Below are 22,743 nucleotides of genomic sequence, written 5' to 3'. Positions count from 1 at the left end.
CGAGGGAGTGCCGATGTCCGAGCCGAGCACGGGCGCAGCAGCGCTACCGTCCTGGTCGATCCCTCGCGGGCTGATCGTCCTGCTGTCGCTGGCCGCCGGCGTCGTCGTGATCGGGGGGCTGAAAGTCTTCTCCGGCATCGTCGGACCGGTCTTCCTGGCACTCATGCTCACCATCGCGGTGCAGCCGTTGCAGAGCTGGGCGCAGCGGCGCGGGTGGTCCGCGTGGGCGGGGATGATCATCGCCCTGCTCGCGGTGGTGGCGATTCTGCTCGGAATCGGCGGGGCACTTACGGTGTCGGCGTGGCAGCTGGCCTCGCTGGTCCCGGAGTACGCCGACCAGCTGGACTCGCTGCTCGACAACGTCCGGGGGCTGCTGTCGGACCTGGGCGTCAGCTCCGACCAGATCCACCAGGTCCTCGAAGGTGTCGATATCGGCAAGGTGGTCGAGTTCGTCGAGCAGCTGCTCGGCGGGGTGCTCGGGGTCTTCTCGAATCTGTTCTTCGTCCTCGCGCTGCTGCTGTTCATGGCCATCGACGGGATGACCATGGAAAAGCGGATGGCCGTGGTGCAGCGGCAGCGGCCCGCCATCGCCGACGCGCTGCTCTCCTTCGCCGAGGGCACCCGCAAGTACCTCATCGTGTCCACCGTGTTCGGCGCGATCGTGGCGGTGATCGACGGTGGCGCACTGTGGTTGATGGGGGTGCCGCTGCCGATCCTGTGGGCGCTGCTGTCGTTCATCACCAACTACATCCCGAATGTCGGATTCGTCATCGGCGTCATCCCGCCCGCGCTGCTGGCCCTGCTCGACAGTGGGCCTGCGCTGATGATCTGGGTGATCGTGGTCTATTCGGTGATCAACTTCGTCATCCAGTCGATCATCCAGCCCAAATTCGTCGGTGACGCCGTCGGTTTGGGCGTGACCGTCACCTTCCTGTCACTGGTGTTCTGGGCGTGGGTGATCGGCGCGCTCGGTGCCCTGCTCGCCATCCCGCTGACCCTGCTGGTCAAGGCGCTGCTGCTCGATATCGATCCGTCGACGCGGTGGGCCGATGTGCTGATCGGCGCGCCGCTGCCGAAGAAGGTGCCGGAAGAAGAGGGCGAAGCGAAGCGGCCGTGACGACGTGCTGTCGCGCACCGGAAAACCGGTGGCGCCCGGCGCGGCGGCTCACCTACCGTCGACAGGTCATATCCGCACCGGGGGAGGAACGGCCATGCGCGCCACCGAGAAGACCGAGACCGACGCACCGACCGAGCGACCTGATCTCGCCGCGTGGCGGCGCCGCCACGCATTGCGCAGTTCGTCCGCGGCCACCGCGGTGCCCAGCGGGCGGACGTACCGGCGATCGCCGAAGCATCGCGATCGCCGATACGAATCCTGAGCTCCTACTAGGTATTTCGGGTCAGCACCACCAGGGGCAGCGGCTTGTCGACCTTGGCCTGATACTCGGCCAGCAGTGAGTTCTCCGCCAGCGCCCAGGCCGCGAACTCGTCGTACCTGGCACCGGTGAGCACCTCGGCCGTCGCCGCGAACTTCTCCCCGCCCAACTCGATCGTCACCCGTGGGTCGGCCTTGGCATTGTGGACCCAGGCCGGATACCGGTCCTCGATGAACGAGCTCACATACAGGACGTCGCCGCGATACAGCGCGCCCAGCGGAACCACATGCTGCTTACCGCTCTTGGCGCCGGTGGTCGTCAACAGCAGCAGCGTGGCCCCCGCGTAGTCGCCGCCGACCCGGCCGCTGTTCTCCCGGAACTCCCGGACGACGCCGTCGTTCCACCCGGCCATCTCCTCGGCCGAGTACTCCCGGTTCCACGGTGCGTCCGGGTCGTCGTAAGAAGTGATCTCTTTCGCGTCCGCCGCGTTGTTGTCCATGCGAGCAGTGTGACAGCGACCACCGACAGGTAGCTCAGGCCGAACTCGCGTAGCGGCGGATCGCGAGGGGTGCAGAGAGGGCGAACAGGGCCGCGATCCACAGCCAGGCGGCCGGTACCGGATGCTGGGTCGGCCACGCGCCCGCCGACGCGGCCGGACCGGACCCGAGCAGCGTGCGCAGGGCCCCGACGATGGCGCTCACCGGATTCCACTCCGCGATGGTCGCGACGCCGGTGGGCATGGTCGAGGTGGGGACGAAGACGTTGGAGAACATCAGCGCGCCGAAGATCATCGGCGCCGCCTGCTGCAGCGCTTGTTCGTCCTTGATCGCGGCGCCGAGCGCGATGCCGAGCCAGGCCAGGACCCAGCGGAACGCCAGCAACAGCGCGATCGCCGCCGTGACCTCGCCGACCGTGGCGTCCACCCGCCAGCCGAGCAGATATCCCGCGCCGGACATCAGCGCGAGCGCGAGGACCCCGACCACGGTCTCGGCCAGCGCGAACCCGGCCGGGGCGGCCGCAGGCGACAGCGGCAGCGCGCGGAGCCGATCGGTGAATCCGCTGTGCAGGTCGGCGTTCACGGTCGACGCGGTGGAAGTCAGGCCCATGGCCGCGACCAGGACCAGGACGCCGGGAACCAGGTAGGCGCGGTAGGCCGTGGCGTCGCCGCCTGCGAGCGCGCCGCCGAAGACGAAGCCGAACAGCAGCATCATGCCCAGTGGCGCGGCCAGGGTGATCGCGAACAGGCCGGGGGAGTTGCGGTAGTTCGTCAGCACCCGCCCGAACAGGATCGACGCACCGGCGTACACGGACACCTCGCGGGTGTCGGCGGCGCTCATGCCGCGATCCGATCGCGACCGGTGAGCGCGAGGAACGCGTCGTCGAGAGTGGTTGCGCGGGTGCCGATATCGCGGACGGTGATGTCGGCCGCGTCGAGTGCGCGCAGGACCGTGAGCAGGCCGGGGGCCTCGCCGGCGAAGGTGAAGGACAGTTCCAGCGGCGAATCACGCTGTGCCGGTGGGGGATCCACCGGCGAGCCGCCGAAGCTGTCGAGGATCGCCAGCACCTCGTCGTGGCGGCGTGGATCGGCGACGACCAGGTCGAGACCGGCGGGCACGGCCGCGAGGATCTGTTCCGGAGTTCCGGTCGCGATCACCCGCCCGGCTTCCAGGATGGTGATCGCGTCGGCCAGGCGCTGCGCCTCGTCGAGGTACTGGGTGGTGAGCAGCACGGTGGTGCCCTCGGCGACGAAATCGCGGACGTAGGTGTAGATCTCGTTGCGGCTGTGCGGATCGAGCCCGGTCGTCGGCTCGTCGAGGAACAGCACGGCGGGGCGCACGATCATGCCCGCGATGATGTCGAGCCTGCGGCGCATGCCGCCGGAATAGGTGCCTGCCGTGCGATCGGCGGCCGCGGTCAGTTCGAAGCGATCCAGCAACTCCGCCGCGTGACGACGGGCCGCGGCGGTGCGGAAGCCGTTGAGGCGGGCCAGCAGCACGAGATTCTGCCGCCCCGTCAGGCGCGGGTCGACGGCGTGGAACTGGCCGACCAGGCCGAGCTGCCGCTTCGCGTCGTCGGCCTGGCCGACGGTGTCGAAACCGCGGATCGCGGCCCGGCCCGACGTGGGACGCGCCAGGGTCGCCAGCATGCGCACCGTGGTGGTTTTGCCCGAGCCGTTCGGGCCGAGCAGGGCGTGTACCTGACCGGTCGGCACCTGCAGATCTACCCCGTCTACCACGGTGTTCCTGCCGTATGTCCTGGTCAGTGCGGTGGCTTCGATGGCATGCACGACATTCTCCCTTCATTGCTAACAGTGTTCGCAATTGCAGGATACGCATCTGCTAACACTGTTCGCAACTGGTGTTCTGCGGCATGCTGACACCTATGACGCACACCGGATCCTCGTTGTGGTCGCGCGGCGGCGCTCCCAGGCCTGGGCCGCGCCCGGCGTACACGCTCGACCAGCTCGCCGACGCCTGCGTGCGGCGCGCCGACGCGGGCGGGCTGCGCGCGGTCTCGATGCGCGGGGTCGCCGACGAACTCGGCACCGCCGCCGCCTCGCTGTATCGCTATGTCGACGGCAAGGACGACCTGATCGCGCTCATGGTCGACCGGGTGGCGGGCGAATACGACTACCCGGCCACCACCGGCGAGGTGCGCACCGACGTGCTCGCCCTCGCCGAACAGTCCCGCACGCTGCACCGCAGGCACCCGTGGCTGGCGCAGGCGGGCCCGACGGCCATGGGCCCCAATTCGGTGCGCTACCTGGACCGGATGGCCGGCGCGCTGGCCCCCGCCGGGCTCGCCGCCGGCGCGACCATGATGGGCATCGCCCTGCTGTCCGGCTGGGGCGCGACCTTCGCCGCGCAGGAAGCGGCCGGTCTGTCCGCCGCGCAACTCGGCGCCGGTCTCGCCGCACCGCCGGACGGCTTCCCGCACCTCGCCGCGTTGTTCGCGACCGAACCCGCCTCAGCGCAGGGCCCGATCACCAACGACGAGGTGTTCGTCGCCGGTGTCGACGCCCTGCTGTTCGGCATCCTCGCCGACGCCGGGAAGTGAACGGCCCCGATCAGTGCGGCGGCCGTAGGGCGGCGAATTCGTCGGTGACGCGGAGGCCGGAGTCGGAGAAGCGGTAGAGGGCGGCGGGGCGGCCGCCCGCGCGGCCGGAGGGGGCGGTGTCGCCGGTGGGGGTGATCACCTTGCGGCGGGAGAGGACTCGTTGGAGGTTGGTGGTGTCGACGTCGTAACCCAGGGCCGCGCAATAGATTTCGCGGAGCGTGGACATGGTGAAGGTGTCGGGGGCCAGGGCGTAGGCGATGTTGGTGTAGGAGAGTTTGGCGGCAAGGCGGGTGCGGGCGTGGTCGACGACGGTGCGGTGGTCGAAGGACATGTCCGGAAGTGCCGAGACCGGATGCCAGGTGGTGTCGGCGGGGAGTTCGGGTTCGGTGGTCAGCGGGACCAGGCCGAGGTAGGCCGAGGCGATGCGGCGCGGGGCCGGGACGCGGTCGGGGTCGCTGAACACCGAGAGCTGTTCCAGGTGGGCCAGCTCGCGGACGTCGACCTTCTCGGCGAGCTGGCGCCGGGCCGAGGCGTCGAGATCCTCGTCGTCGCGTAGCCTGCCGCCGGGTAGCGACCAGGTGCCCTTCTGTGGGTCGAGTGCCCGCTCCCACAGCAGCACCGCGAGTTCTGGGTGCCTGGAACGACCCGCAGCACCGCCACCTGCGGAAACGTCGGCGGGGAAGCGGCGAACCTGGAACACCGCGGTGAGCGATTCGTGGATGGTGTTACTATGGGGCACGTTTTCGATTCTAAGTCGAAAACCTGGTTTGGTGCGAATCGAGGCGATGGAGCCGTTCGCACGAGGAAGGGAGCCACCATGGCGACGACGACTACACAGCCGACGCTGATGGGTTCGGTCTTCGACGGACCCACGGGGTACACGGGTGTCGAAGCGACGCCGGAGTGGGCGCAGGAGGTGCGGCGGCTGGCACGTGAGCGCAACGCCACGATCCTCGCGCACAACTACCAGCTGCCCGAGATCCAGGACGTGGCCGACCACGTCGGCGACTCGCTGGCGCTGTCGCGGATCGCGGCCGAGGCCGAAGAGGACACCATCGTGTTCTGCGGCGTGCATTTCATGGCCGAGACCGCCAAGATTCTCAGCCCCGCCAAGACGGTGCTCATCCCGGATCAGCGCGCGGGCTGCTCGCTGGCCGATTCCATCTCCGCCGAGGAACTGCGGGCCTGGAAGGCCGAGCACCCCGACGCGAAGGTGGTGTCCTACGTCAACACCACCGCCGAGGTGAAGGCGCTCACCGACATCTGCTGCACGTCCTCCAACGCCGTCGACGTGGTCGCCTCGATCGACCCCGACGTCGAGGTGCTGTTCCTGCCCGACCAGTTCCTCGGCGCGCACGTCAAGCGCGAGACCGGCCGCGCGAACATGCACATCTGGGCGGGTGAGTGCCACGTGCACGCCGGCATCAACGGTGACGAGCTCACCGAGCAGGCGCGCACCCACCCCGACGCCGAGCTGTTCGTGCACCCGGAGTGCGGCTGCGCCACCTCGGCGCTGTACCTGGCGGGCGAGGGCGCGTTCCCGGCCGAGCGGGTGCACATCCTGTCCACCGGCGGCATGATCGACGCGGCGAAGAACTCGACGTCGAACCAGGTGCTGGTGGCGACCGAGGTCGGCATGCTGCACCAGCTGCGCAAGGCAGCGCCCGGCATCGACTTCCAGGCCGTCAACGATCGCGCCTCCTGCAAGTACATGAAGATGATCACCCCGGCCGCGCTGCTGCGCTGCCTGGTCGAGGGCGCCGACGAGGTGCACGTCGACCTGGCGATGGCCGAGGCCGGTCGCGCCTCGGTGCAGCGGATGATCGCGATCGGCAACCCCGGCGGTGGGGAGTGACCGCGCCCTTCGCCGCGTGGTCGAGCCGGTAAACGACCATGACGGCGACGGTTCCGGTCTCCTGGGAGGCCGAGGTCGACCTGGTGGTCATCGGCGGTGGCGTCGCGGGGCTGACGGCCGCGCGCACGGCGTCGCTGCGCGGACTGCGGGTGCTCATCCTGAGCAAGGGCGGGCCCACCGACACCTCGACGCAGTATGCGCAAGGCGGAATCGCTGTCGTTGCGCCACAGGGTGATTCGGTTGATTCCCATGTGCACGACACGGTCGAAGCCGGCGCCGGGCTGTGCGAGGTCGACGCGGTGCGCTCGATCGTCGAGGGCGGGCAGGCGGCGGTGGCGGCGCTGACCGACCTCGGCGCGGTCTTCGATCTCGGTCGGGACGGCCAGATCTCGCGGACCCGCGAGGGCGGGCACAGCACCCGCCGGATCATTCACGCCGGTGGCGACGCCACCGGGGCCGAGGTGCAGCGGGCGCTCAACGCGGCGGGCCTGCCGGTGCTGTTCGGCGCCGCCGCCCTGCGCGTGGTGACCGGGCCCGACGGTGTGCGTGGCGTCGTCGCGGTGTCGGACAACGGTTTCGGTGTCGTGCGCACGCCCGCGGTGCTGCTGGCGACCGGCGGGCTCGGACAGCTCTACGCCTCGAGTACCAATCCGCCCGGCGCGACCGGTGACGGTGTGGCGCTGGCTCTGTGGGCCGGGGCGGCGGTGGCCGATCTCGAGTTCGTGCAGTTCCATCCGACGGTGCTCTATACGCCCGGCGGAGTGGGCAGGCGGCCGTTGATCAGCGAGGCCGTGCGCGGTGAAGGCGCGATTCTTGTTGATCGCGAAGGTGACTCGGTGATGGCGGGCGTGCATCCGCGGGGTGATCTGGCGCCGCGGGATGTGGTGTCGCGGGCCATCGCGGAGCGGATGCGGGCGACGGGGACCGATCACGTCTTCCTCGACGCGCGCCGGATCGATGGCTTCGCGCAGCGGTTCCCGACGATCACCGCTTCGTGTCTGGCGGCCGGGATCGACCCTGTGGCGCAACTGATTCCGGTCGCTCCCGGTGCGCACTACCAGTGCGGTGGGGTGCTGACCGACACTCACGGGCGGACCGGGGTTCCCGGGCTGTATGCCGCGGGAGAGGTCGCCAGGACCGGACTGCACGGTGCGAATCGGCTGGCCTCCAACAGTCTGCTCGAGGGCTTGGTGGTGGGCGAACGGGCCGGTGTGGCCGCCGCCGAACGGCACGGTGTGCGCTCGCGGATCGAGGAGATCCCGTCGTGGACGGTGGAATTCGCCGATCGGGCCCTGGTGCAGCAGGTGATGACCGAGCACGCCTCCGTCGTGCGTGACGGTGCCGGGCTCGGTTCCGCACTGGCGCGGATCGAGGCGGCGCGGTCGGTGGCCTCGCCGCTGGACAACGCCTCGCCGCGGGCTGTCCAGCCGCTCGACGGAACCGGCTCCGGCGAAGGGGTTTTCGACGCCCCGCGCTCATTGCGCCGGATCGAGGACGCCGCGCTGACGCTGACCGCCCGAGCGCTGCTGGTCGCGGCCGCCGACCGCGCCGAGAGCCGGGGCTGCCATACGCGCTCGGAGTACCCGGGCCAGGTCGAGGACCGGCGACACAGCACCGCGGTGCGGCTGGGCGACGACGGCGGGCTCGAATTGTCCACCGTCGATGTCGTCGCGGTGCCGGTCTGTGCGCGATGAGTACCGGGCGCGGTCGCCCGAGCAAGACCGGTGGACGGATCATGTCCTCCGCCTTATCGAACCGGCGCACGGTGCGCCCGAGAACAGGAGTGCAGTGATGGCTCTGGATGCCGCCTTGGATCGTGACGAGCTGGTGACGCTGATCCGTACCGCGCTCGACGAGGACCTGCGTTACGGACCCGACGTCACCACGGTCGCGACGGTGCCCGCCGACGCGGTGAGCAAGGCCTCGGTGGTCTCGCGCCAGCACGGCACCGTGGCCGGGCTCGATGTCGGGCTGCTCGTGCTCGACGAGGTGATCGGCGCCGGGAACTACACCGTCACCGACCGGGTCGCCGACGGCACCCGGGTGGAGCCGGGCACCACCGTGCTGAGCATCGAGGCCCCGACGCGCGGCCTGCTCACCGCCGAGCGGACCATGCTGAATCTGGTGTGCCACCTGTCCGGCATCGCCACCGCCACCGCGGCCTGGGTCGACGAGGTCGACGGCACCGACTGCGAGATCCGTGACAGCCGCAAGACGCTGCCAGGGTTGCGGGCGCTGCAGAAGTACGCGGTGCGCGTGGGTGGCGGTGTGAATCACCGGATGGGGCTGGGTGACGCGGCGCTGATCAAGGACAACCACGTGGTCGCCGCGGGCTCGGTGGTCAACGCCCTGCGTGCCGTCCGTGAGCTCGCTCCCGACATCGCCTGCGAGGTCGAGGTGGACAGCCTCGAACAGCTCGACGCGGTGCTGGCCGAGAACGTCGAGTTGGTCCTGCTCGACAACTTCCCGCTGTGGCAGACCCAGGCCGCCGTCCAGCGCCGCGACGCCGCCGCCCCGAACACGAAACTCGAGTCCTCGGGCGGGCTTTCGATCGAACAGGCCGCCGATTACGCCCGCACCGGCGTCGACTACCTCGCCATCGGCGCCCTCACCCACTCGGTCCGCGTGCTCGACCTCGGCCTCGATATGTGAGCAGGTAACCGGTCACCGGTTCCGAGGCGCCCGCCTCGACGGCGGGCAGGATCAGGCGGTGAGTTCGCGTTGTAGTGGGGTGCGGAAGCGGGGGATGGCGCGGACTTCGCCGAACCAGGTTGTGGTGCGGTCTATTTCGGCATCGATCAGCTTCCGGGTGTCGGCGTCGATGTCCTCGAGGAGCCGGGTCACCACTTCGCCGTCGGAGCGTTGGGCCCAGCCGCCGACGATGCGGCCGTCGGCCCAGATGGTGGGGCCGATATTGCCGTTGCGGTCGAACAGGGCCTCGGCGTGCGGGCCGAGGAACCAGTCGCGGGACTGCCAGCCCATGGGAGTCGGGTCGAGGGCGGGGAGCAGGGCGGCCCAGGGCTCCGGGGTGGGCGCCGGGTCGAGGTCGTCGGCGAGGAGGATGCCGGTGACTCCGTCCAGGTCGACCTCGACGGTATCCAGGTGCGCCAAGGCTTTTCGGACCTCACCGAGGGTCCAGCCGGTCCACCACTTCAGGTCGGTGACAGGAGCGGGACCGAAGGCGCGGAGCCACTGGCGCACCAGTTCCACCCGGGCCTGCTCGGCCGGAACAGGGGAGAACCCTTGTGGCAGCCAGGTTTCGACCGGCGCCCAGGTGTACTGGCTACTGGCCCAGCTGCCGTTCGGGCGCCCGCGCACGATCCGGCCCTCGGCGCCGAGCACCACCAGGACCCAGGTGGTGATGCTGGTCGGCTTCGAATACGACTTGCCGGGAGCCGTATCGATCTGGGTGCGCAGGCGCGGCACGTCCTTGCTCAACTGCACGCCGGTCGCCGCCCCGCGGGCCAGCAGCGCGGTGTGCGTCTCGGCCTCGACATCGCTGAGCCAGGACTGGATGTCGCCGTCGACGACCCCGGCCTGTTCGATATAGCGGCCGTAGGCGCGACGCTGCTTGTGCGCGAGCGCATCGCAGGTGGAGGCTTGCAGGACCGGCAGCAATTCGGTCGGCGCGACGAACATGGTGCGGCGCATGGCGAGCAGCCGCAGCAGGGTGCGGTCGTCGTAGAGCGCCTTCTCGACATCCACCGGGGTGAGATCGATGCCGCGGGCGCCGACCGACAGGTACACCGTCGCCGGATCGGTGGCGTGCAGCACCACCATCGAGCGGGCGATGTCGACGGGGTCGGTCGAGCGAGCCGACGGCGCGAGGCGATGCCGGGTCGCCAGGCGTGCGCGTCGCTGCGCGACATCGATCGAGAGCATGTCCGGATCGTAGGTGGGGGCACCGACAGTCTCGCCATCCGTGGGTTCGCTGCGCTGATCGGCGGCCGAATCGACCGGCGCGAAATGTCCATTTTGTGCAGACCGCGCGGTCGTCGTTTTCACTCCGACGCGCGAATCCCGTTGCTATGGTCCGCTCATGAGCTCAGCGCCACCGGTCGTCACTGCCGCTGAACTGGGCGTGGACGACGAGGAGCGGCCTGCGCGGGTGCTGTCCGGGTTCGCGGGCCGCCTGGTCGCCGTGGTCGCGCTCGGGCTGGCGCTGCTGTCGGTGTGGCAGGTGTTCCGGCCGCTGGCCGAAGGCAGTCAGTACTACCTGGTGGTGTTTCTCGCGGTCGCGCTGCCGCTGGTGTACCTGAGCTACCGGTCCTGGTGGGGCAGGCTCGATCGCGCCGACGGTCCCGCCGTGCTCGACTGGGTGCTGGCCGCGGTCGCGCTGCTGGTGTGCCTGTATCCGATCCTGCCGGTGCGCATCGGCGACGCGGGTGGCGGTTACAACGCGTTCCTCGACCGGCAGGGGATGCTGGCGCCACTGGATGTGGTGATGGGCGGATTGCTGCTGGTACTGGTGCTGGAAGCGTGCAGGCGCACCACCGGGATCATCCTGCCCGCGGTGTGCCTGGTGTTCCTCGCCTACGGCTACTACGGCGGACTGCTGCCGCAGGACTGGGCGATCGCGCACGCCGGACTCGATGTCGACCAGATCGTCGACGCCCTGTACAACTCCGGCAGCGGCTTCTACGGGACGCCGCTGGACGTGGCGGCCAGCTACATCGTGTTGTTCACCCTCTACGGAGCCGTCCTCGAATTCTCCGGTGCCGCACGGTTCTTCGTCGATCTGTCGGTTTCGCTGTTCCGTCGATCGCACAGCGCGGCGGGACGGACAGCGGTGGTGTCGGGGTTCCTGCTCGGCACCGTCTCCGGGTCGGGCACCGCGACCGCGGTGAGCACCGGCGCGGTCACCTGGCCGATCCTGCGCCGGGCGGGCTACCGGCCCGAACAGGCGGGCGGCATGCTCGCCGCGGCCGGTGTCGGTGCGATCCTGTCGCCGCCCACGCTGGGCGTCGCGGCGTTCATCGTCGCCGAATATCTCGACGTGTCGTACGTGACGGTGCTCGGCTGGGCGCTGATCCCGACGCTGCTCTACTACCTCGGCATCTTGCTGTCGGTCGAGATCGACGCCCGCCGCATCCACGCCGAGGGACGCTCGCCCGCCGACCTCGCCGAGGGGCCGCTGCCGACGCCGTGGTGGAAACTGCTGGGGCGCTTCGGGTATCACTTCTCCTCGCTGATCGTGATCGTCGTGCTGCTGCTGGCCGGGATGAGCGCGACCCGCGCCGTCGTCTACGCCACGGTGCTCGCCCTGATCCTGGCCGTGCCGGACCGGATGCTGCGCGCGCGGGCGGCATCCGGCGACGAAGACGCGAAAGTAGCTGGCCAACAAGCTGTTCCGAGTGCCGACGGGCGGCGGTGGTCGGGCAAGGAGATCGGGCAGTTCGCGCTGGAGGCCCTGCGCGCGCTGTCGCTCGGCATGCGCTCGGCGCTGCCCGTGGTCGCGGTGTGTGCGGCGGCGGGCGTGATCACGGCGATGACCACCAAGACCGGCCTCGGCGCGCAACTGGCGTCGTTGCTGGTGCGGGCCGGGTCGGTGCTGTCCGACGACCCCGCCGTGGTCCTGGCGACGACCGCGGTGCTGGCGGCGATCGCGCTGTCGCTGCTGGGGCTGGCGGTGCCGGTGACGGCGTCGTTCGTCATCGGCTGGGTGATCATCGGGCCCGCGTTGCTCGACCTGGACGTCGCCGCGCCGGCGGCCGCGATGTTCGTCTTCTACTTCTCGGTGCTCTCGGAGGTGACGCCGCCGACCGCGCTGGCCGCCGTCGGCGCGGCCGCGGTCACCGGAGCGAAAGCCATGCCCACCATGTGGGCTGCCCTGCGATACGCGCTGCCCGCGTTCCTGGTGCCGCTGATGTTCGTGCTCACCGACTCCGGCCAGCACCTGCTCGGCCGCGGCGCCCTGCTCGACGTGCTGTGGGTGAGCGCGGCCGCCTGTGTCGGCGTGGCGGCGCTGGCGGCGGCGACGGGCGGCTGGCTGTTCGGCATCGGCGCGGTCGGGCCGGTCCCGCGCGGGCTGGCCGCGGTGGCCGGTTTGACCTTGCTCTACCCGAATCCGACCGCGACCGGCATCGGGCTCGCGGTGCTGCTCGTCGCCGTACTCGCGGGCGTCGTCGACCGGATGCGACGCCGAACAGCCACGGACACATCGTGATCCGTGGACATCAGCTCCGACGAGAGGGACCTCATGGTCAGAACAGTTGTCGCCGTGGTCGCGGTATCCGCCGCGGCGGCCTTGCTCACCGGATGCGGCGGGCGGCAGGACACCCCGACCGCCGACGCGGGCGGCGAGGTGACCTGTGAAGTGAAGCAGGACACCAGGATCGGCATCGCCACCGGCAACGCGACCGGCGTGTACTTCGCGCTGGGCAATGCCTACGCCGAGCAGATCTCGGCCGCCACCGGGGGCACGGTCAAGGCGACCGCCGCCGAGACCGGCGCGTCGGTGCAGAACATCCAGCAGGTCGTCGGCGGCACCTACCAGGTGGGCTTCTCGCTGGCCGACTCCGCCGCCGACGCCGTGCAGGGCAAGGGCAGCTTCACCAGCCCGCAGCCGGTGCGCGCGCTGGCCCGGCTCTACGACAACTACACCCAGGTGATCGTGCGCGCCGACGCCGGGATCAACTCGCTGGCCGACCTGCGCGGCAAGCGGGTGTCCACCGGATCGCCCAAATCGGGCACCGAGGTCATCGCGCAGCGCGTGCTGCAAGCCGCCGGTCTCAATCCCGACAGCGATGTCTCTGCGCAACGCCTCGACCTGACCAAAACCGTCGACGGCCTCAAGGACGGTTCCATCGACGCGATGTTCTGGTCGGGTGGCCTGCCGACGCCCGGCATCACCGACCTGTTCACCACCGCCAGGGACAAGGTCCGTTTCCTCGACATCACCGGGGTGCTGCCCAAGCTGAAGGAGATCAACCCGGTGTACGAGACGGCGGCCATTCCCGCCGCCACCTACGGCCTCGCCGCCGACGTGCCCACCATCGTGGTGCCCAACCTGCTCGTCGTCCGCGACGACCTGGACGCGAACCTGGCCTGTGTGCTCACCAAGACGCTGCTCGACCGCAAGCCGCAGCTGGAGCAGGCGAATCCGGCCGCGAAGGGCATCGATGCCGACACCGCGAGCAAGACCGAGCCGGTGCAGCTGCACCGCGGGTCGGCGGTCGCGCTGGGCTGAGTGCTGGACCGTCGCGTCCGCGGGTGCGGTCGCGACGGTCACGGCCGGGAACAAGGATCGCCGCCGCGCGGTTGTGCGACGTATGACCGAGGCTGCTGCGCGACGCGACGACCGCTGGCTGGGCGAGGACCTGGATCTGGAGGCCTATCTGGCCCGGATCGGCTACCACGGACCGCGCACCGCCTCCGTCGACACGTTGCGCGCGCTGGTCCGCGGCCACACCACGTCGATTCCCTTCGAAAATCTCGAGATCATCCTCGGGCGCGGGATTCCGCTCGAGCTGGAGGCGTTGCAGGACAAGCTGATCCGGCGCCGCCGCGGTGGCTACTGCTTCGAGAACGTCGGCGTGTTCGCCGCCGTGCTGGAACGGTTCGGGTTCGGTGTCTCCGGCCTGAGCGGCCGTGTCACCTACGGCGCGCTCGCCGACGGTGCGATCCGGCCCGCCACCCACGCTCTGCTGCGGGTGACGACACCCGACGACGATCGCGTCTGGATCTGCGACGTCGGCTTCGGCTTCGGCCCGCTCGAACCGTTCGAATTGGTCGACGGGCGTGGTGAATTCAGTCTCGGCGAGTGGCGCTACCGCCTCGAACGCCGCGCAGGCGACCTGTGGGTGCTGTTCCAGTTCGGCCGCGACGGCTGGATCGATCGCTACACCTTCACCGAGAACCCGCAGTACCGGATCGATTACGCCGTCGGCAACCACTTCGTCTCGACGTCGCCGCGATCGCCGTTCACCACCCGGCCCTTCCTGCAGCGGTTCCTGCCCGAGGTCCACCACATTCTCGACGATATGACGATGACCACCGAATATCCCGACGGCACCGGGTACTCGCGGGAACTCGAACCGGGCGAACTGCCCAAGGTGCTGACCGAGGTATTCGACATCGACCTCGACGAATCCGACGCGGCCACGCTGGTGACGATGCCCTGGCGGACCCACTAGCGGCCCACATCTCGGGCCTCGACCACGGCTCGGCGGTTTGCTTCCCACGTGACGCTACGGCAAATTGATGGTTACTTGCCGGGAAACAACCCCCGCTGTGTGCTGTGGGGTCCGAATCGTTGGGGTCGTTCGTGCCGAAAGTTCAGTCCGCGTCCGCGGTTGCGCCGGAGACGGCGGTTCTTCGTCGACCCGTCGTCGCCTCGGCCGGGCGACGGCAGGACCTGGACGGGTTGCGTGGTGTCGCGATCGCGCTGGTCGTCGCGTTCCACGTGTGGGCGGGCCGGGTGTCCGGCGGGGTCGACGTGTTTCTCGTGCTGTCGGGGTTCTTCTTCACCGGCGCGGTGGTGCGCGGGGTCGAACGCCGTGGTGGTGTGTCCGCCCGGGTGACCGCGCGGCGCACCGTGCGCCGGTTGATGCCGTCGCTGGTGGTGGTGCTGGCGGCCATCGTGCTCGCCACGGTCGCCCTGCGGCCGTACACCCAGCTGGGTGAGACGGCGGCGCAGACGCTGGCCTCGATGTTCTACGTGCAGAACTGGTATCTCGCGACCGCCGAACTCGACTACCTGGCGCCCGATCCGTCGGTCAGTCCGTTGCAGCATCTGTGGTCGATGTCGGTGCAGGGCCAGTTCTACCTGGTGATCCTCGCGGTCCTGGCCGGGTGGGCGTGGCTGCGACGACGTGGCGCGGCCGGTCGGCCCGCGCTGCTGATGGTGCTGACCGGGGTGGGGTTGCTCTCGTTCTGGTACGCCGCGTCCGGCTCCGCGCAGCATCAGGCGTGGACCTACTACGACAGCGTCGCGCGCGGCTGGGAACTGCTGGCCGGTGCGGCGCTGGCCGTGGCCGCGCCGTGGCTGCGGTTGCCGCGGCGAATGCGTGGATTCGCCGCCGCGGTGGGTCTGCTGATGGTGCTGTCGTGCGGACCGATCTTCGACGGCGCCATCCAGTTTCCCGGGGTGGCGGCGCTGTGGCCGGTAGCCGCGGCGTGCCTGGTGATCGCCTCCGGATTCGGTGTCGCGGGGGTGGCGGCGTGGCCGAACCGGGTGCTGGCCGGGCGGGTCTGCACCGAACTCGGCGCCATCGCCTACCCGCTGTATCTGTGGCACTGGCCGATTCTCATCTTCTATCTGGCCGAATCCGGCCGCGCGCACGCCGGGCTTGCCGACGGGCTGATCGTGATCGGCGTCTCGCTGGTGCTGGCGTATGCCACCACCCGCCTGATCGAGACGCCGTTGCGGCTGCCGCCGACCGGCCAGGACAGCCCCGTCGGCAGGCATCGGCCGACGGGGGTGCTGGTCGGCGCGCTCGCCGTCGCCGTGCTCGCCTCGGCGCTGAGCTGGCAGCTGGTGCTGCGGGCCAATCCTGCGGTGCCGCCGCAGGCACTCGACATCGACCGGTATCCGGGGGCGGCCGCCCTGCTGTCGGGCGCGGAGTACTCGCCGGAACCGATGCGCCCCACCGTGTTCGAAGGGCAGGCCGACTCGCCGCCGCCGACGACCGACGGCTGCATCACCCCCAACCGCGAGGTCCGCACCTGTACCTACGGCGACCACACCGCCACCCGCTCGATCGCGGTGGTCGGCGGATCGCACTCCGAGCACTGGATTCCCGCGCTGGAACTGCTCGGCGTCGAGCACGGCATCCGGGTGGTCTCCTATCTCAAGGAGGGATGCCCGGTCACCCTCGCCGATCAGCCCTCGTATGCCGAATGGCCGTTCCCCGAATGCCACGAATGGTCGGTGGAGGTGCTCGACCGGCTGGCCGCCGAGCCGCCGGACTGGGTGCTCACCCTGTCGACGCGGTATCGCAAGGACGGTCTGGGTGACGAAGTGCCCGGCGAATACCTCGAGGTGTGGTCGGCGATGCAGGACCGCGGCCTGAATGTGCTGGCGCTGCGCGATACTCCGCGACTGCGCCGCGACGGCGTCCTCTACCGCGCCACCGACTGCCTGGCCCACCGCGGCGATCCCGACAGCTGCGGACTGGACCGTGCCGACGCGCTCGACGCCGTCGACCCGGCCGCGGAACCGGCGGCCGGGTACCCGAACGTCTCTCTGCTCGATCTCTCCGATGCCGTGTGCAGGCCGCAGCGGTGCCGGGTCGTCGAGGGCAATGTGCTCATCTACCGCGACGAACACCACCTGACCGCCAGCTACGCGCGCTCGCTCGCCCCCGAGCTCGGGCGCCAGATCGGGGCGATCACCGGCTGGTGGTAACGAGCGAGATGCGTACCGACGCCGCGACTCCGGCTACCCTCGGCCCTGTGCGCATCTCCCGCAAGACACCGGTCCTGCTCCTCGCGCTCGCCTTGTTGCCGGTCGCGTGCTCATCGGGACCCGATCAGCCACAGACCGTCGCCGACGCTTTCGCCGCCGCCCTGAGCAGCGGTGACGCCGCCGCGGCCGCGGCCATCACCGACGCTCCCGACCAGGCCCGTCCGGTGCTGACCACCCTGTTCGAGAACCTCGGAAAGAACGACTCGGTCCGGGTGTCGGCTACTGACGACAGCTCCTTCACCCTCGAATCGACCTGGAAATTCGGCCCAGAGGGCCGCAACGAGTGGACCTACACCAGCACCGGCACCGCCGCCGACACCGACGGCTGGAAGATCGACTGGAATCCCGCGACCGTCGCCCCCGGGCTCGAGCTCGGACCGCTCGGTTACAGCCCCGTCTATCCGAAACCCGCGCGCGTGCTGGACTCCTCGGGCGGTGACCTGATGACCCAGCAGGTGGTGACGCTGGTGACCGTCGCACCCGACGCCGATCTGGCCGCCGCGGCCGCGCTGCTCGCGCCGCACGGTGTCAGCGAGGCCACGTTGCGGGCGGATCTGGCTGCGGCACAGGGCAAACCGATCACCGCGGTCGCCCTGCGCGAAGCCGACATCGCCCCGGTCCAGCAGGCGCTGAGCGGAGTGCGCGGCGTGACGCTCGCACCGCAGACCAGGCTGCTCACCGTCGACAAGTCCCTGGCCGGACCGACGACATCGGGTCTGGCCGAACTCTGGCAGCAGCAGGCCGACAGCGCGGCGGGGTGGGCGGTGCGCGCGCAGACCGCCCAGGGCACCCAGCGCATCGCCGGACCCGACCCGACCCCGACCACCGACATCGCGACCACCGTCGACATCGACCTGCAGAACGCCGCCGAGGCCGCCCTGACACCGCTGACCCAGCCCGCCGCGATCGTGGCCCTGCGGCCGTCGTCCGGAGAAGTCCTGGCCGTCGCGCAGAACGCACCGGCCGACGCGCAAGGCCCGATCGCGCTCACCGGCCTCTACCCGCCCGGCTCCACCTTCAAGACCGTCACCGTCTCGGCCGCGCTGCAGGCGGGCGGGGTGAACATCGACACCGTGCTGCCCTGCCCTGGCCGCGCGACCATCGAGGGCCGCACGATTCCCAACGACAACGGCTTCGATCTCGGACCGGTGCCGCTGCATACCGCGTTCGCGCGCTCCTGCAACACCACGATGGCCGAACTCGGCGTGCGCTTGCCCGCCGACGGGCTCACCGCGGCCGCCGCGCAGCTCGGTCTGGGGGTGGATTATGTGACACCCGGCTTGACGACCGTCACCGGGAAGGTTCCACCCGCGCAGGACCCGGCCCAGCGGGTGGAGTCGAGCATCGGGCAGGGCACAGTCACCGCCTCGCCGTTCGGGATGGCGCTCGTCGCCGCCTCGCTCGCGCACGGCTCCGCGCCGGCGCCCGCCATCGTGCGCGGGCGGCCCGGTACCGCGGACCGGGCGTCCGCGGCGGTGCCCGCCGACGTGACGTCGCAGATAGAGACCATGATGGGGGAGACGGTGTCCGCCGGAACCGCCACCGCGTTACGCGATATTCCGGGGCTGCTCGGCAAGACCGGCACCGCCGAATACCTCGACGACAAGCACGCGCACGGCTGGTTCGTCGGCATCGACGGTGACCTCGCGTTCGCGGTCTTCGTCGCCGACGCGGGCAGTTCGGGGCCCGCGGTGGAGGCGGCCGGACGGATGCTGAGAGCCAAACAATGATCTATGTCACCCTAGGTGGGCGGGCAATCCCCCCGCTGCCGCACGCGGTCCGCACCGGGCCAGCTACACTCGTCGACGGACCATATCCATGGTCAATACGCGGGATGTCACAATTTCGAGAAGGTTCGGAGTAGGCGCCATCGATACCGGTCAGAAGATCGCGGAGCATTACCGCCTGGTCGAGCGTATTGGTAGCGGCGGCACAGGCGTTGTATGGCGCGCTGTCGACGAACGCCTCCAACGCTCCGTGGCTGTGAAGCAGATCCACATCAAGCCCAGCCTGCCCGAGGGTGAGCGGGATGTCTTGCGCCAGCGTGCGATTCGGGAAGCCCGCAACGCGGCGCGATTCCAGCATCCCAACGCCATCGTCGTCTTCGACATCACCGAGCACAACGGTGACCCGTGCCTGGTGATGGAGTACCTCAAGTCGGTCAGCCTGGCCGCCGAGCTGGGGCAGAAGGGTCCGCTGCCGCTGACCGAGGTCGCCCGCATCGGTGAGCAGGTCGCGTCCTCGCTGATCGCCGCCCACCAGGCCGGACTCGTGCACCGTGACGTGAAACCGGGCAACATCCTGCTCGGCGAGCACGGTGAGGTGAAGATCACCGACTTCGGCATCTCCCGCGCCGCCGGTGACGTCACCCTCACCGAGACGGGCCTGATCTGCGGCACCGCCGCCTACCTGGCGCCGGAGGTCGCGCGCGGTGCCGATCCGACGCCGGCCGCCGACGTGTTCGCGCTGGGTGCGACGCTGTTCCACGCGCTGGAGGGTGAACCGCCCTACGGCGCCAACGCCAATCCACTAGCCGTGCTCTACGCGGCGGCCAACGGTCAGGTGCGCGAGCCGCGCAATGCGGGCCCGGCCACCGACTTCCTGCTCGACCTGCTCAGCCCGGACCCGCTGGACCGGCCGACGATGACCGAGTCCCGCGACGCGCTGGCCGCGTTCGCCGACGCCGATGCCGTGCCCGCCGGGTTCGTGCCCGCCAGCGAGGCCTACGGCCGCCGCAACTCGTCGGCCGCGACCCAGGTGATCCGGCAGTCCGGGCACCGGACCTCGCATGCGGGCGCCTCCACCGCGACGACCAGGCAGATCCGGTCGAACCCGCGCCCGCCGATGCGCCACGACACCGCCGCGCACCCGCCGACAACCACCCAGCCCGCGCCCCTGCCGCGCAAGCAGGCGGGCAAGGGCCGTGCGGTGCTGATCGGTTCCGGTGTCGGCGCCGTGATCGCCGCCATCGCCGTCGCGGTCAGCGCGATGAACAGCTCAGACTCGAATTCGCCGCAGGTGCAGGCGAACCCGTCGACCTCGGTGCAGGCCTCGGCCGGTCCGGCGTCGCCCAGCGCGGTCCCGGCCGCGCTCGGCCAGACCACCAACGTCGGCACCGTCGACATCGGCTCGGCGGGCCTGCTGGTGGAGGACTTCTTCTCCAACCCGGCCGGTTCGTGGTCGCTGCTCACCCCGGCCGCGCAGAAGGTCTACGGCAGTGAGGCCGCGTTCCGGGAGTACTGGAACGACCGCACCGTCGACACCTTCGCCAGCATCACCGCGGTCAAGGGCAACAACGCCGACGGCTCGACCGACATGCGCCTGGCCAGCATCACCATCAACGGCCAGACCAAGGCCATGGTCATGCGGGTCGTGAACTCCGGCGGCAGCCTGCGGATCGACGGCGACACCCGCTGACAGCCGGCTCGGACAACGGATCGATGACGGACCCGGCGGGGACAACCCTGCCGGGTCCGTCGTCTTCGGCGGGATGTGCCGGAAAAGCGATGGCGGGCGCCCATTAGGCTGGTACCTGACCTGAGCCACGCACAGACAGGACTGCACCCCGATATGACTCCCCGCATCGAGCTCGCCCGCGTCGATCTGCGCGGTCGTACTCCCTCCGCTGCCGAGCTGCGCACCGCGCTGCCGCGCGGAGGGGTCGACGTCGACTCGGTGCTGCATCATGTGCGGCCGGTCGTCGAGGACATCCGCGACCGGGGCGCCGAAGCCGCGCTGGACTACAGCGAGAAGTTCGACGGCGTTCGCCCCGCCGCGGTGCGCGTCCCCGTCGCCGAGCTGGCCAAGGCACTCGAGGAGCTGGACCCGGCCGTGCGTGCCGCGCTCGAGGTCGCCATCGAGCGGACCAGGAAGGTGCACGCCGACCAGCGCCGCACCGACACCGTCACCGAGGTGGTGCCCGGCGGCACCGTCACCGAGAAGTGGGTGCCGGTGGAGCGGGTCGGGCTGTACGTGCCCGGCGGCAATGCCGTCTACCCGTCCTCGGTCGTGATGAACGTCGTCCCGGCCCAGGCCGCGGGCGTGGAATCGCTGGTCGTCGCCTCGCCGCCGCAGGCCCAGTTCGGCGGACTGCCGCACCCGACGATCCTGGCGGCCGCCGCGCTGCTCGGTGTCGACGAGGTGTGGGCGGTCGGCGGCGCGCAGGCCGTGGCGCTGCTGTCCTACGGCGGCACCGACACCGACGGCGCCGCGCTGGAACCGGTCGTCCTCATCACCGGACCCGGCAACATCTACGTCACCGCGGCCAAGCGGCTGTGCCGTGGGCTGGTCGGCATCGACGCCGAGGCGGGCCCCACCGAGATCGCGGTGCTCGCCGACGCCACCGCCGACCCGGTGCACGTGGCCGCCGACCTGATCAGCCAGGCCGAGCACGACGTGCTCGCCGCCAGCGTGCTGGTCACCGACTCCGTCGCGCTGGCCGATGCGGTCGACGCGGCGCTGAACGCCCAGCTCACCGTGGTCAAGCACGACGCGCGGGTGCGGGAAGCGTTGAGCGGCAAGCAGTCCGGGATCGTCCTCGTCGACGACATCGCCCAGGGCCTGCGCGTCGTCGACGCCTACGCCGCCGAGCACCTCGAGATCCAGACCGCCGACGCCGCGGCCGTCGCGGCGCGGGTGCGCAGCGCGGGCGCGATCTTCGTCGGCCCGTGGGCGCCGGTCAGCCTGGGCGACTACTGCGCCGGCTCCAATCACGTGCTGCCCACCGCGGGCTGCGCGCGGCACTCGTCCGGCCTGAGCGTGCAGACCTTCCTGCGTGGCATCCACATCGTGGAGTACACCGAGGCCGCGCTGAAGGATGTCGCCGGACACGTCGTCGCCCTGGCCAACGCCGAAGACCTGCCCGCGCACGGCCAGGCCGTGCGGGCGCGTTTCGAGGCGCTGTCATGAGTACTCCCACCGTTCCCGGCGCCTCGGCGACCCTGGACCAGCTGCCGCTGCGCGACAACCTGCGCGGCAAATCCCCGTACGGCGCACCGCAATTGACGGTGCCGGTGCAGCTCAACACCAACGAGAACCCGCACCCGCCGAGCAAGGCGCTGATCGACGACGTCGCCGAATCGGTACGCGCCGCGGCCGCCGACCTGCATCGGTACCCGGACCGGGACGCCGTCGCCCTGCGCGCGGATCTCGCCGCGTACCTGACCCGTCAGACCGGCGTCGCCGTCGACACCGTCAATGTGTGGGCGGCCAACGGCTCCAACGAGATCCTGCAGCAGCTGCTGCAGGCCTTCGGCGGACCGGGCCGCAGCGCACTGGGTTTCGTGCCCTCGTACTCGATGCACCCGATCATCTCCGAGGGCATCGACACCGAGTGGATCGAGGCCAAGCGCAGCGGCGACTTCTCCCTCGACATCGACTACGCCGTCGCGCAGATCACCGAACGCCACCCCGACGTGGTGTTCGTGACCAGCCCGAACAACCCGACGGGGCACAGCATCCCGATCGACGAGCTCGAGCGCCTGCTCGCGGCGGCGCCCGGCATCGTCGTCGTCGACGAGGCGTACGGCGAGTTCTCGGCCGCGCCGAGCGCGATCACGCTGATCGACCGGTTCCCGACCAAGCTTGTCGTCACCCGCACCATGAGCAAGGCGTTCGCCTTCGCCGGCGGGCGCCTCGGTTACCTGGCCGCCTCGCCCGCCGTGATCGACGCGATCCTGCTGGTTCGCCTGCCGTACCACCTGTCGGTGGTCACCCAGGCCGCCGCGCGCGCCGCCCTGCGGCACGCCGACGAAACCCTGGGCAGCGTCGCGGAACTGGCGGCGCAGCGGGACCGGGTCGCCGCCGCGCTGGCCGAGCAGGGCTTCGCGGTGATTCCCAGCGACGCCAACTTCATCCTCTTCGGCCGGTTCACCGACGCCGGACGCGCCTGGCAGCACTACCTCGATGCCGGTGTGCTCATCCGCGACGTCGGCATCCCCGGCTACCTGCGCGCCACCGTCGGGCTCGCCGCGGAGAACGACGAGTTCCTGCGCGTGAGCCGCGACATCGCGGGCACCGACCTCACCCACTGACCGCTGGAGGCAACC

Annotated in this window: 19 protein-coding genes; 14 read left to right on the top strand and 5 right to left on the bottom strand. The window is 70.4% G+C overall.

Annotated features, from left to right (window positions below; all coding sequences use genetic code 11):
• Positions 1-13 precede the first annotated feature (13 nt).
• Together ACWF9G_RS28330 and ACWF9G_RS28325 are read left to right on the top strand one after the other, a co-directional pair.
• Positions 14-1,117, top strand: coding sequence for an AI-2E family transporter (locus ACWF9G_RS28330; protein ID WP_452519018.1), 1,104 nt, complete (start codon positions 14-16; stop codon positions 1,115-1,117).
• A 94-nt stretch (positions 1,118-1,211) separates the two neighbouring features.
• A complete protein-coding gene (locus tag ACWF9G_RS28325) occupies positions 1,212-1,379 on the top strand; it encodes a hypothetical protein (RefSeq protein ID WP_452519016.1) in 168 nt (55 codons plus the stop codon).
• A 7-nt stretch (positions 1,380-1,386) separates the two neighbouring features.
• Here the strand turns inward: ACWF9G_RS28325 and ACWF9G_RS28320 are convergent, their stop codons facing one another.
• The 3 genes from ACWF9G_RS28320 to ACWF9G_RS28310 are packed head-to-tail and all read right to left on the bottom strand — an operon-like array spanning position 1,387 to position 3,663.
• On the bottom strand, positions 1,387-1,875 hold the full coding sequence (locus ACWF9G_RS28320) for a nitroreductase/quinone reductase family protein (RefSeq protein WP_452519014.1): 489 nt from the start codon (positions 1,873-1,875) through the stop codon (positions 1,387-1,389).
• 34 nt (positions 1,876-1,909) lie between these two features.
• Positions 1,910-2,713, bottom strand: a complete 804-nt coding sequence (locus ACWF9G_RS28315) for an ABC transporter permease (RefSeq protein ID WP_452519012.1) — start codon at positions 2,711-2,713, stop codon at positions 1,910-1,912.
• A complete protein-coding gene (locus ACWF9G_RS28310; RefSeq protein WP_452519011.1) occupies positions 2,710-3,663 on the bottom strand; it encodes an ABC transporter ATP-binding protein in 954 nt (317 codons plus the stop codon). The genes ACWF9G_RS28315 and ACWF9G_RS28310 overlap by 4 nt, the downstream gene beginning before the upstream one ends.
• A 95-nt stretch (positions 3,664-3,758) precedes the next feature.
• On the opposite strand from ACWF9G_RS28310, the gene ACWF9G_RS28305 reads away from it, so the two are divergent.
• Positions 3,759-4,433 carry a TetR/AcrR family transcriptional regulator gene (locus ACWF9G_RS28305; RefSeq protein WP_379308742.1) on the top strand — a complete coding sequence of 225 codons (675 nt, stop codon included), beginning with the start codon at positions 3,759-3,761 and terminating at the stop codon, positions 4,431-4,433.
• Between the two features lie 10 nt (positions 4,434-4,443).
• On the opposite strand, the gene ACWF9G_RS28300 is transcribed toward ACWF9G_RS28305, so the two are convergent.
• The gene (locus tag ACWF9G_RS28300; protein ID WP_379308743.1) at positions 4,444-5,172 is read right to left on the bottom strand and encodes an NUDIX hydrolase; all 729 of its coding nucleotides are present in this window, start codon (positions 5,170-5,172) and stop codon (positions 4,444-4,446) included.
• A 78-nt stretch (positions 5,173-5,250) separates the two neighbouring features.
• Here ACWF9G_RS28300 and nadA point away from each other — a divergent pair, with 78 nt between their 5' ends.
• The 3 genes from nadA to nadC all read left to right on the top strand — a co-directional run bounded on the left by nadA (position 5,251) and on the right by nadC (position 8,940).
• The gene (nadA, locus tag ACWF9G_RS28295) at positions 5,251-6,288 is read left to right on the top strand and encodes a quinolinate synthase NadA (RefSeq protein WP_379308744.1); all 1,038 of its coding nucleotides are present in this window, start codon (positions 5,251-5,253) and stop codon (positions 6,286-6,288) included.
• Positions 6,289-6,326: 38 nt separating this feature from the next.
• Complete coding sequence (locus ACWF9G_RS28290; RefSeq protein WP_452519008.1) at positions 6,327-7,982, top strand: L-aspartate oxidase; 1,656 nt, start codon at positions 6,327-6,329, stop codon at positions 7,980-7,982.
• 97 nt (positions 7,983-8,079) lie between these two features.
• Positions 8,080-8,940, top strand: a complete 861-nt coding sequence (nadC, locus tag ACWF9G_RS28285; protein ID WP_379308746.1) for a carboxylating nicotinate-nucleotide diphosphorylase — start codon at positions 8,080-8,082, stop codon at positions 8,938-8,940.
• A 51-nt stretch (positions 8,941-8,991) separates the two neighbouring features.
• Here nadC and ACWF9G_RS28280 read toward each other — a convergent pair whose 3' ends face one another.
• Positions 8,992-10,170 (bottom strand): winged helix DNA-binding domain-containing protein, encoded by a 1,179-nt coding sequence (locus ACWF9G_RS28280; RefSeq protein WP_452519005.1) that lies wholly within the window; start codon positions 10,168-10,170, stop codon positions 8,992-8,994.
• A 157-nt stretch (positions 10,171-10,327) separates the two neighbouring features.
• Between ACWF9G_RS28280 and ACWF9G_RS28275 the strand changes: the two genes are divergently transcribed.
• From ACWF9G_RS28275 to ACWF9G_RS28240, 8 genes are all read left to right on the top strand, one after another.
• Entirely contained in the window at positions 10,328-12,454 is a 2,127-nt protein-coding gene (locus tag ACWF9G_RS28275) for a TRAP transporter permease (RefSeq protein WP_452519004.1), read from the top strand.
• A 33-nt stretch (positions 12,455-12,487) separates the two neighbouring features.
• Positions 12,488-13,477, top strand: a complete 990-nt coding sequence (locus ACWF9G_RS28270) for a TAXI family TRAP transporter solute-binding subunit (RefSeq protein ID WP_452519003.1) — start codon at positions 12,488-12,490, stop codon at positions 13,475-13,477.
• Positions 13,478-13,559: 82 nt separating this feature from the next.
• Positions 13,560-14,423 carry an arylamine N-acetyltransferase family protein gene (locus tag ACWF9G_RS28265; protein ID WP_452519002.1) on the top strand — a complete coding sequence of 288 codons (864 nt, stop codon included), beginning with the start codon at positions 13,560-13,562 and terminating at the stop codon, positions 14,421-14,423.
• A 131-nt stretch (positions 14,424-14,554) separates the two neighbouring features.
• The gene (locus ACWF9G_RS28260; protein ID WP_452519000.1) at positions 14,555-16,636 is read left to right on the top strand and encodes an acyltransferase family protein; all 2,082 of its coding nucleotides are present in this window, start codon (positions 14,555-14,557) and stop codon (positions 16,634-16,636) included.
• 8 nt (positions 16,637-16,644) lie between these two features.
• Positions 16,645-18,426 carry a penicillin-binding transpeptidase domain-containing protein gene (locus ACWF9G_RS28255; RefSeq protein WP_452518999.1) on the top strand — a complete coding sequence of 594 codons (1,782 nt, stop codon included), beginning with the start codon at positions 16,645-16,647 and terminating at the stop codon, positions 18,424-18,426.
• An 88-nt stretch (positions 18,427-18,514) separates the two neighbouring features.
• Positions 18,515-20,113 carry a serine/threonine-protein kinase gene (locus ACWF9G_RS28250; RefSeq protein WP_379308753.1) on the top strand — a complete coding sequence of 533 codons (1,599 nt, stop codon included), beginning with the start codon at positions 18,515-18,517 and terminating at the stop codon, positions 20,111-20,113.
• Positions 20,114-20,266: 153 nt separating this feature from the next.
• Positions 20,267-21,604, top strand: coding sequence for a histidinol dehydrogenase (gene hisD, locus ACWF9G_RS28245; RefSeq protein ID WP_379308754.1), 1,338 nt, complete (start codon positions 20,267-20,269; stop codon positions 21,602-21,604).
• On the top strand, positions 21,601-22,728 hold the full coding sequence (locus ACWF9G_RS28240) for a histidinol-phosphate transaminase (protein WP_452518997.1): 1,128 nt from the start codon (positions 21,601-21,603) through the stop codon (positions 22,726-22,728). The genes hisD and ACWF9G_RS28240 overlap by 4 nt, the downstream gene beginning before the upstream one ends.
• Positions 22,729-22,743 lie beyond the last annotated feature (15 nt).

This window comes from Nocardia sp. NPDC055029, assembly GCF_053608525.1.
Note: the sequence above shows the minus strand (reverse complement) of the source record. Positions and strands in the feature narration are given on the sequence as shown.

Bases quoted from the DNA above. Each gene is read 5' to 3' on its own strand.
- ACWF9G_RS28330 (WP_452519018.1), top strand. From the start codon at position 14: ATGTCCGAGCCGAGCACGGGCGCAGCAGCGCTACCGTCCTGGTCGATC.
- ACWF9G_RS28265 (WP_452519002.1), top strand. From the start codon at position 13,560: ATGACCGAGGCTGCTGCGCGACGCGACGACCGCTGGCTGGGCGAGGAC.
- ACWF9G_RS28270 (WP_452519003.1), top strand. From the start codon at position 12,488: ATGGTCAGAACAGTTGTCGCCGTGGTCGCGGTATCCGCCGCGGCGGCC.
- nadC (WP_379308746.1), top strand. From the start codon at position 8,080: ATGGCTCTGGATGCCGCCTTGGATCGTGACGAGCTGGTGACGCTGATC.
- ACWF9G_RS28250 (WP_379308753.1), top strand. From the start codon at position 18,515: ATGGTCAATACGCGGGATGTCACAATTTCGAGAAGGTTCGGAGTAGGC.
- hisD (WP_379308754.1), top strand. From the start codon at position 20,267: ATGACTCCCCGCATCGAGCTCGCCCGCGTCGATCTGCGCGGTCGTACT.
- ACWF9G_RS28280 (WP_452519005.1), bottom strand. From the start codon at position 10,170: ATGCTCTCGATCGATGTCGCGCAGCGACGCGCACGCCTGGCGACCCGG.
- ACWF9G_RS28315 (WP_452519012.1), bottom strand. From the start codon at position 2,713: ATGAGCGCCGCCGACACCCGCGAGGTGTCCGTGTACGCCGGTGCGTCG.
- ACWF9G_RS28325 (WP_452519016.1), top strand. From the start codon at position 1,212: ATGCGCGCCACCGAGAAGACCGAGACCGACGCACCGACCGAGCGACCT.
- ACWF9G_RS28240 (WP_452518997.1), top strand. From the start codon at position 21,601: ATGAGTACTCCCACCGTTCCCGGCGCCTCGGCGACCCTGGACCAGCTG.
- ACWF9G_RS28275 (WP_452519004.1), top strand. From the start codon at position 10,328: ATGAGCTCAGCGCCACCGGTCGTCACTGCCGCTGAACTGGGCGTGGAC.
- ACWF9G_RS28320 (WP_452519014.1), bottom strand. From the start codon at position 1,875: ATGGACAACAACGCGGCGGACGCGAAAGAGATCACTTCTTACGACGAC.
- ACWF9G_RS28255 (WP_452518999.1), top strand. From the start codon at position 16,645: ATGCGTACCGACGCCGCGACTCCGGCTACCCTCGGCCCTGTGCGCATC.
- ACWF9G_RS28290 (WP_452519008.1), top strand. From the start codon at position 6,327: ATGACGGCGACGGTTCCGGTCTCCTGGGAGGCCGAGGTCGACCTGGTG.
- ACWF9G_RS28305 (WP_379308742.1), top strand. From the start codon at position 3,759: ATGACGCACACCGGATCCTCGTTGTGGTCGCGCGGCGGCGCTCCCAGG.
- nadA (WP_379308744.1), top strand. From the start codon at position 5,251: ATGGCGACGACGACTACACAGCCGACGCTGATGGGTTCGGTCTTCGAC.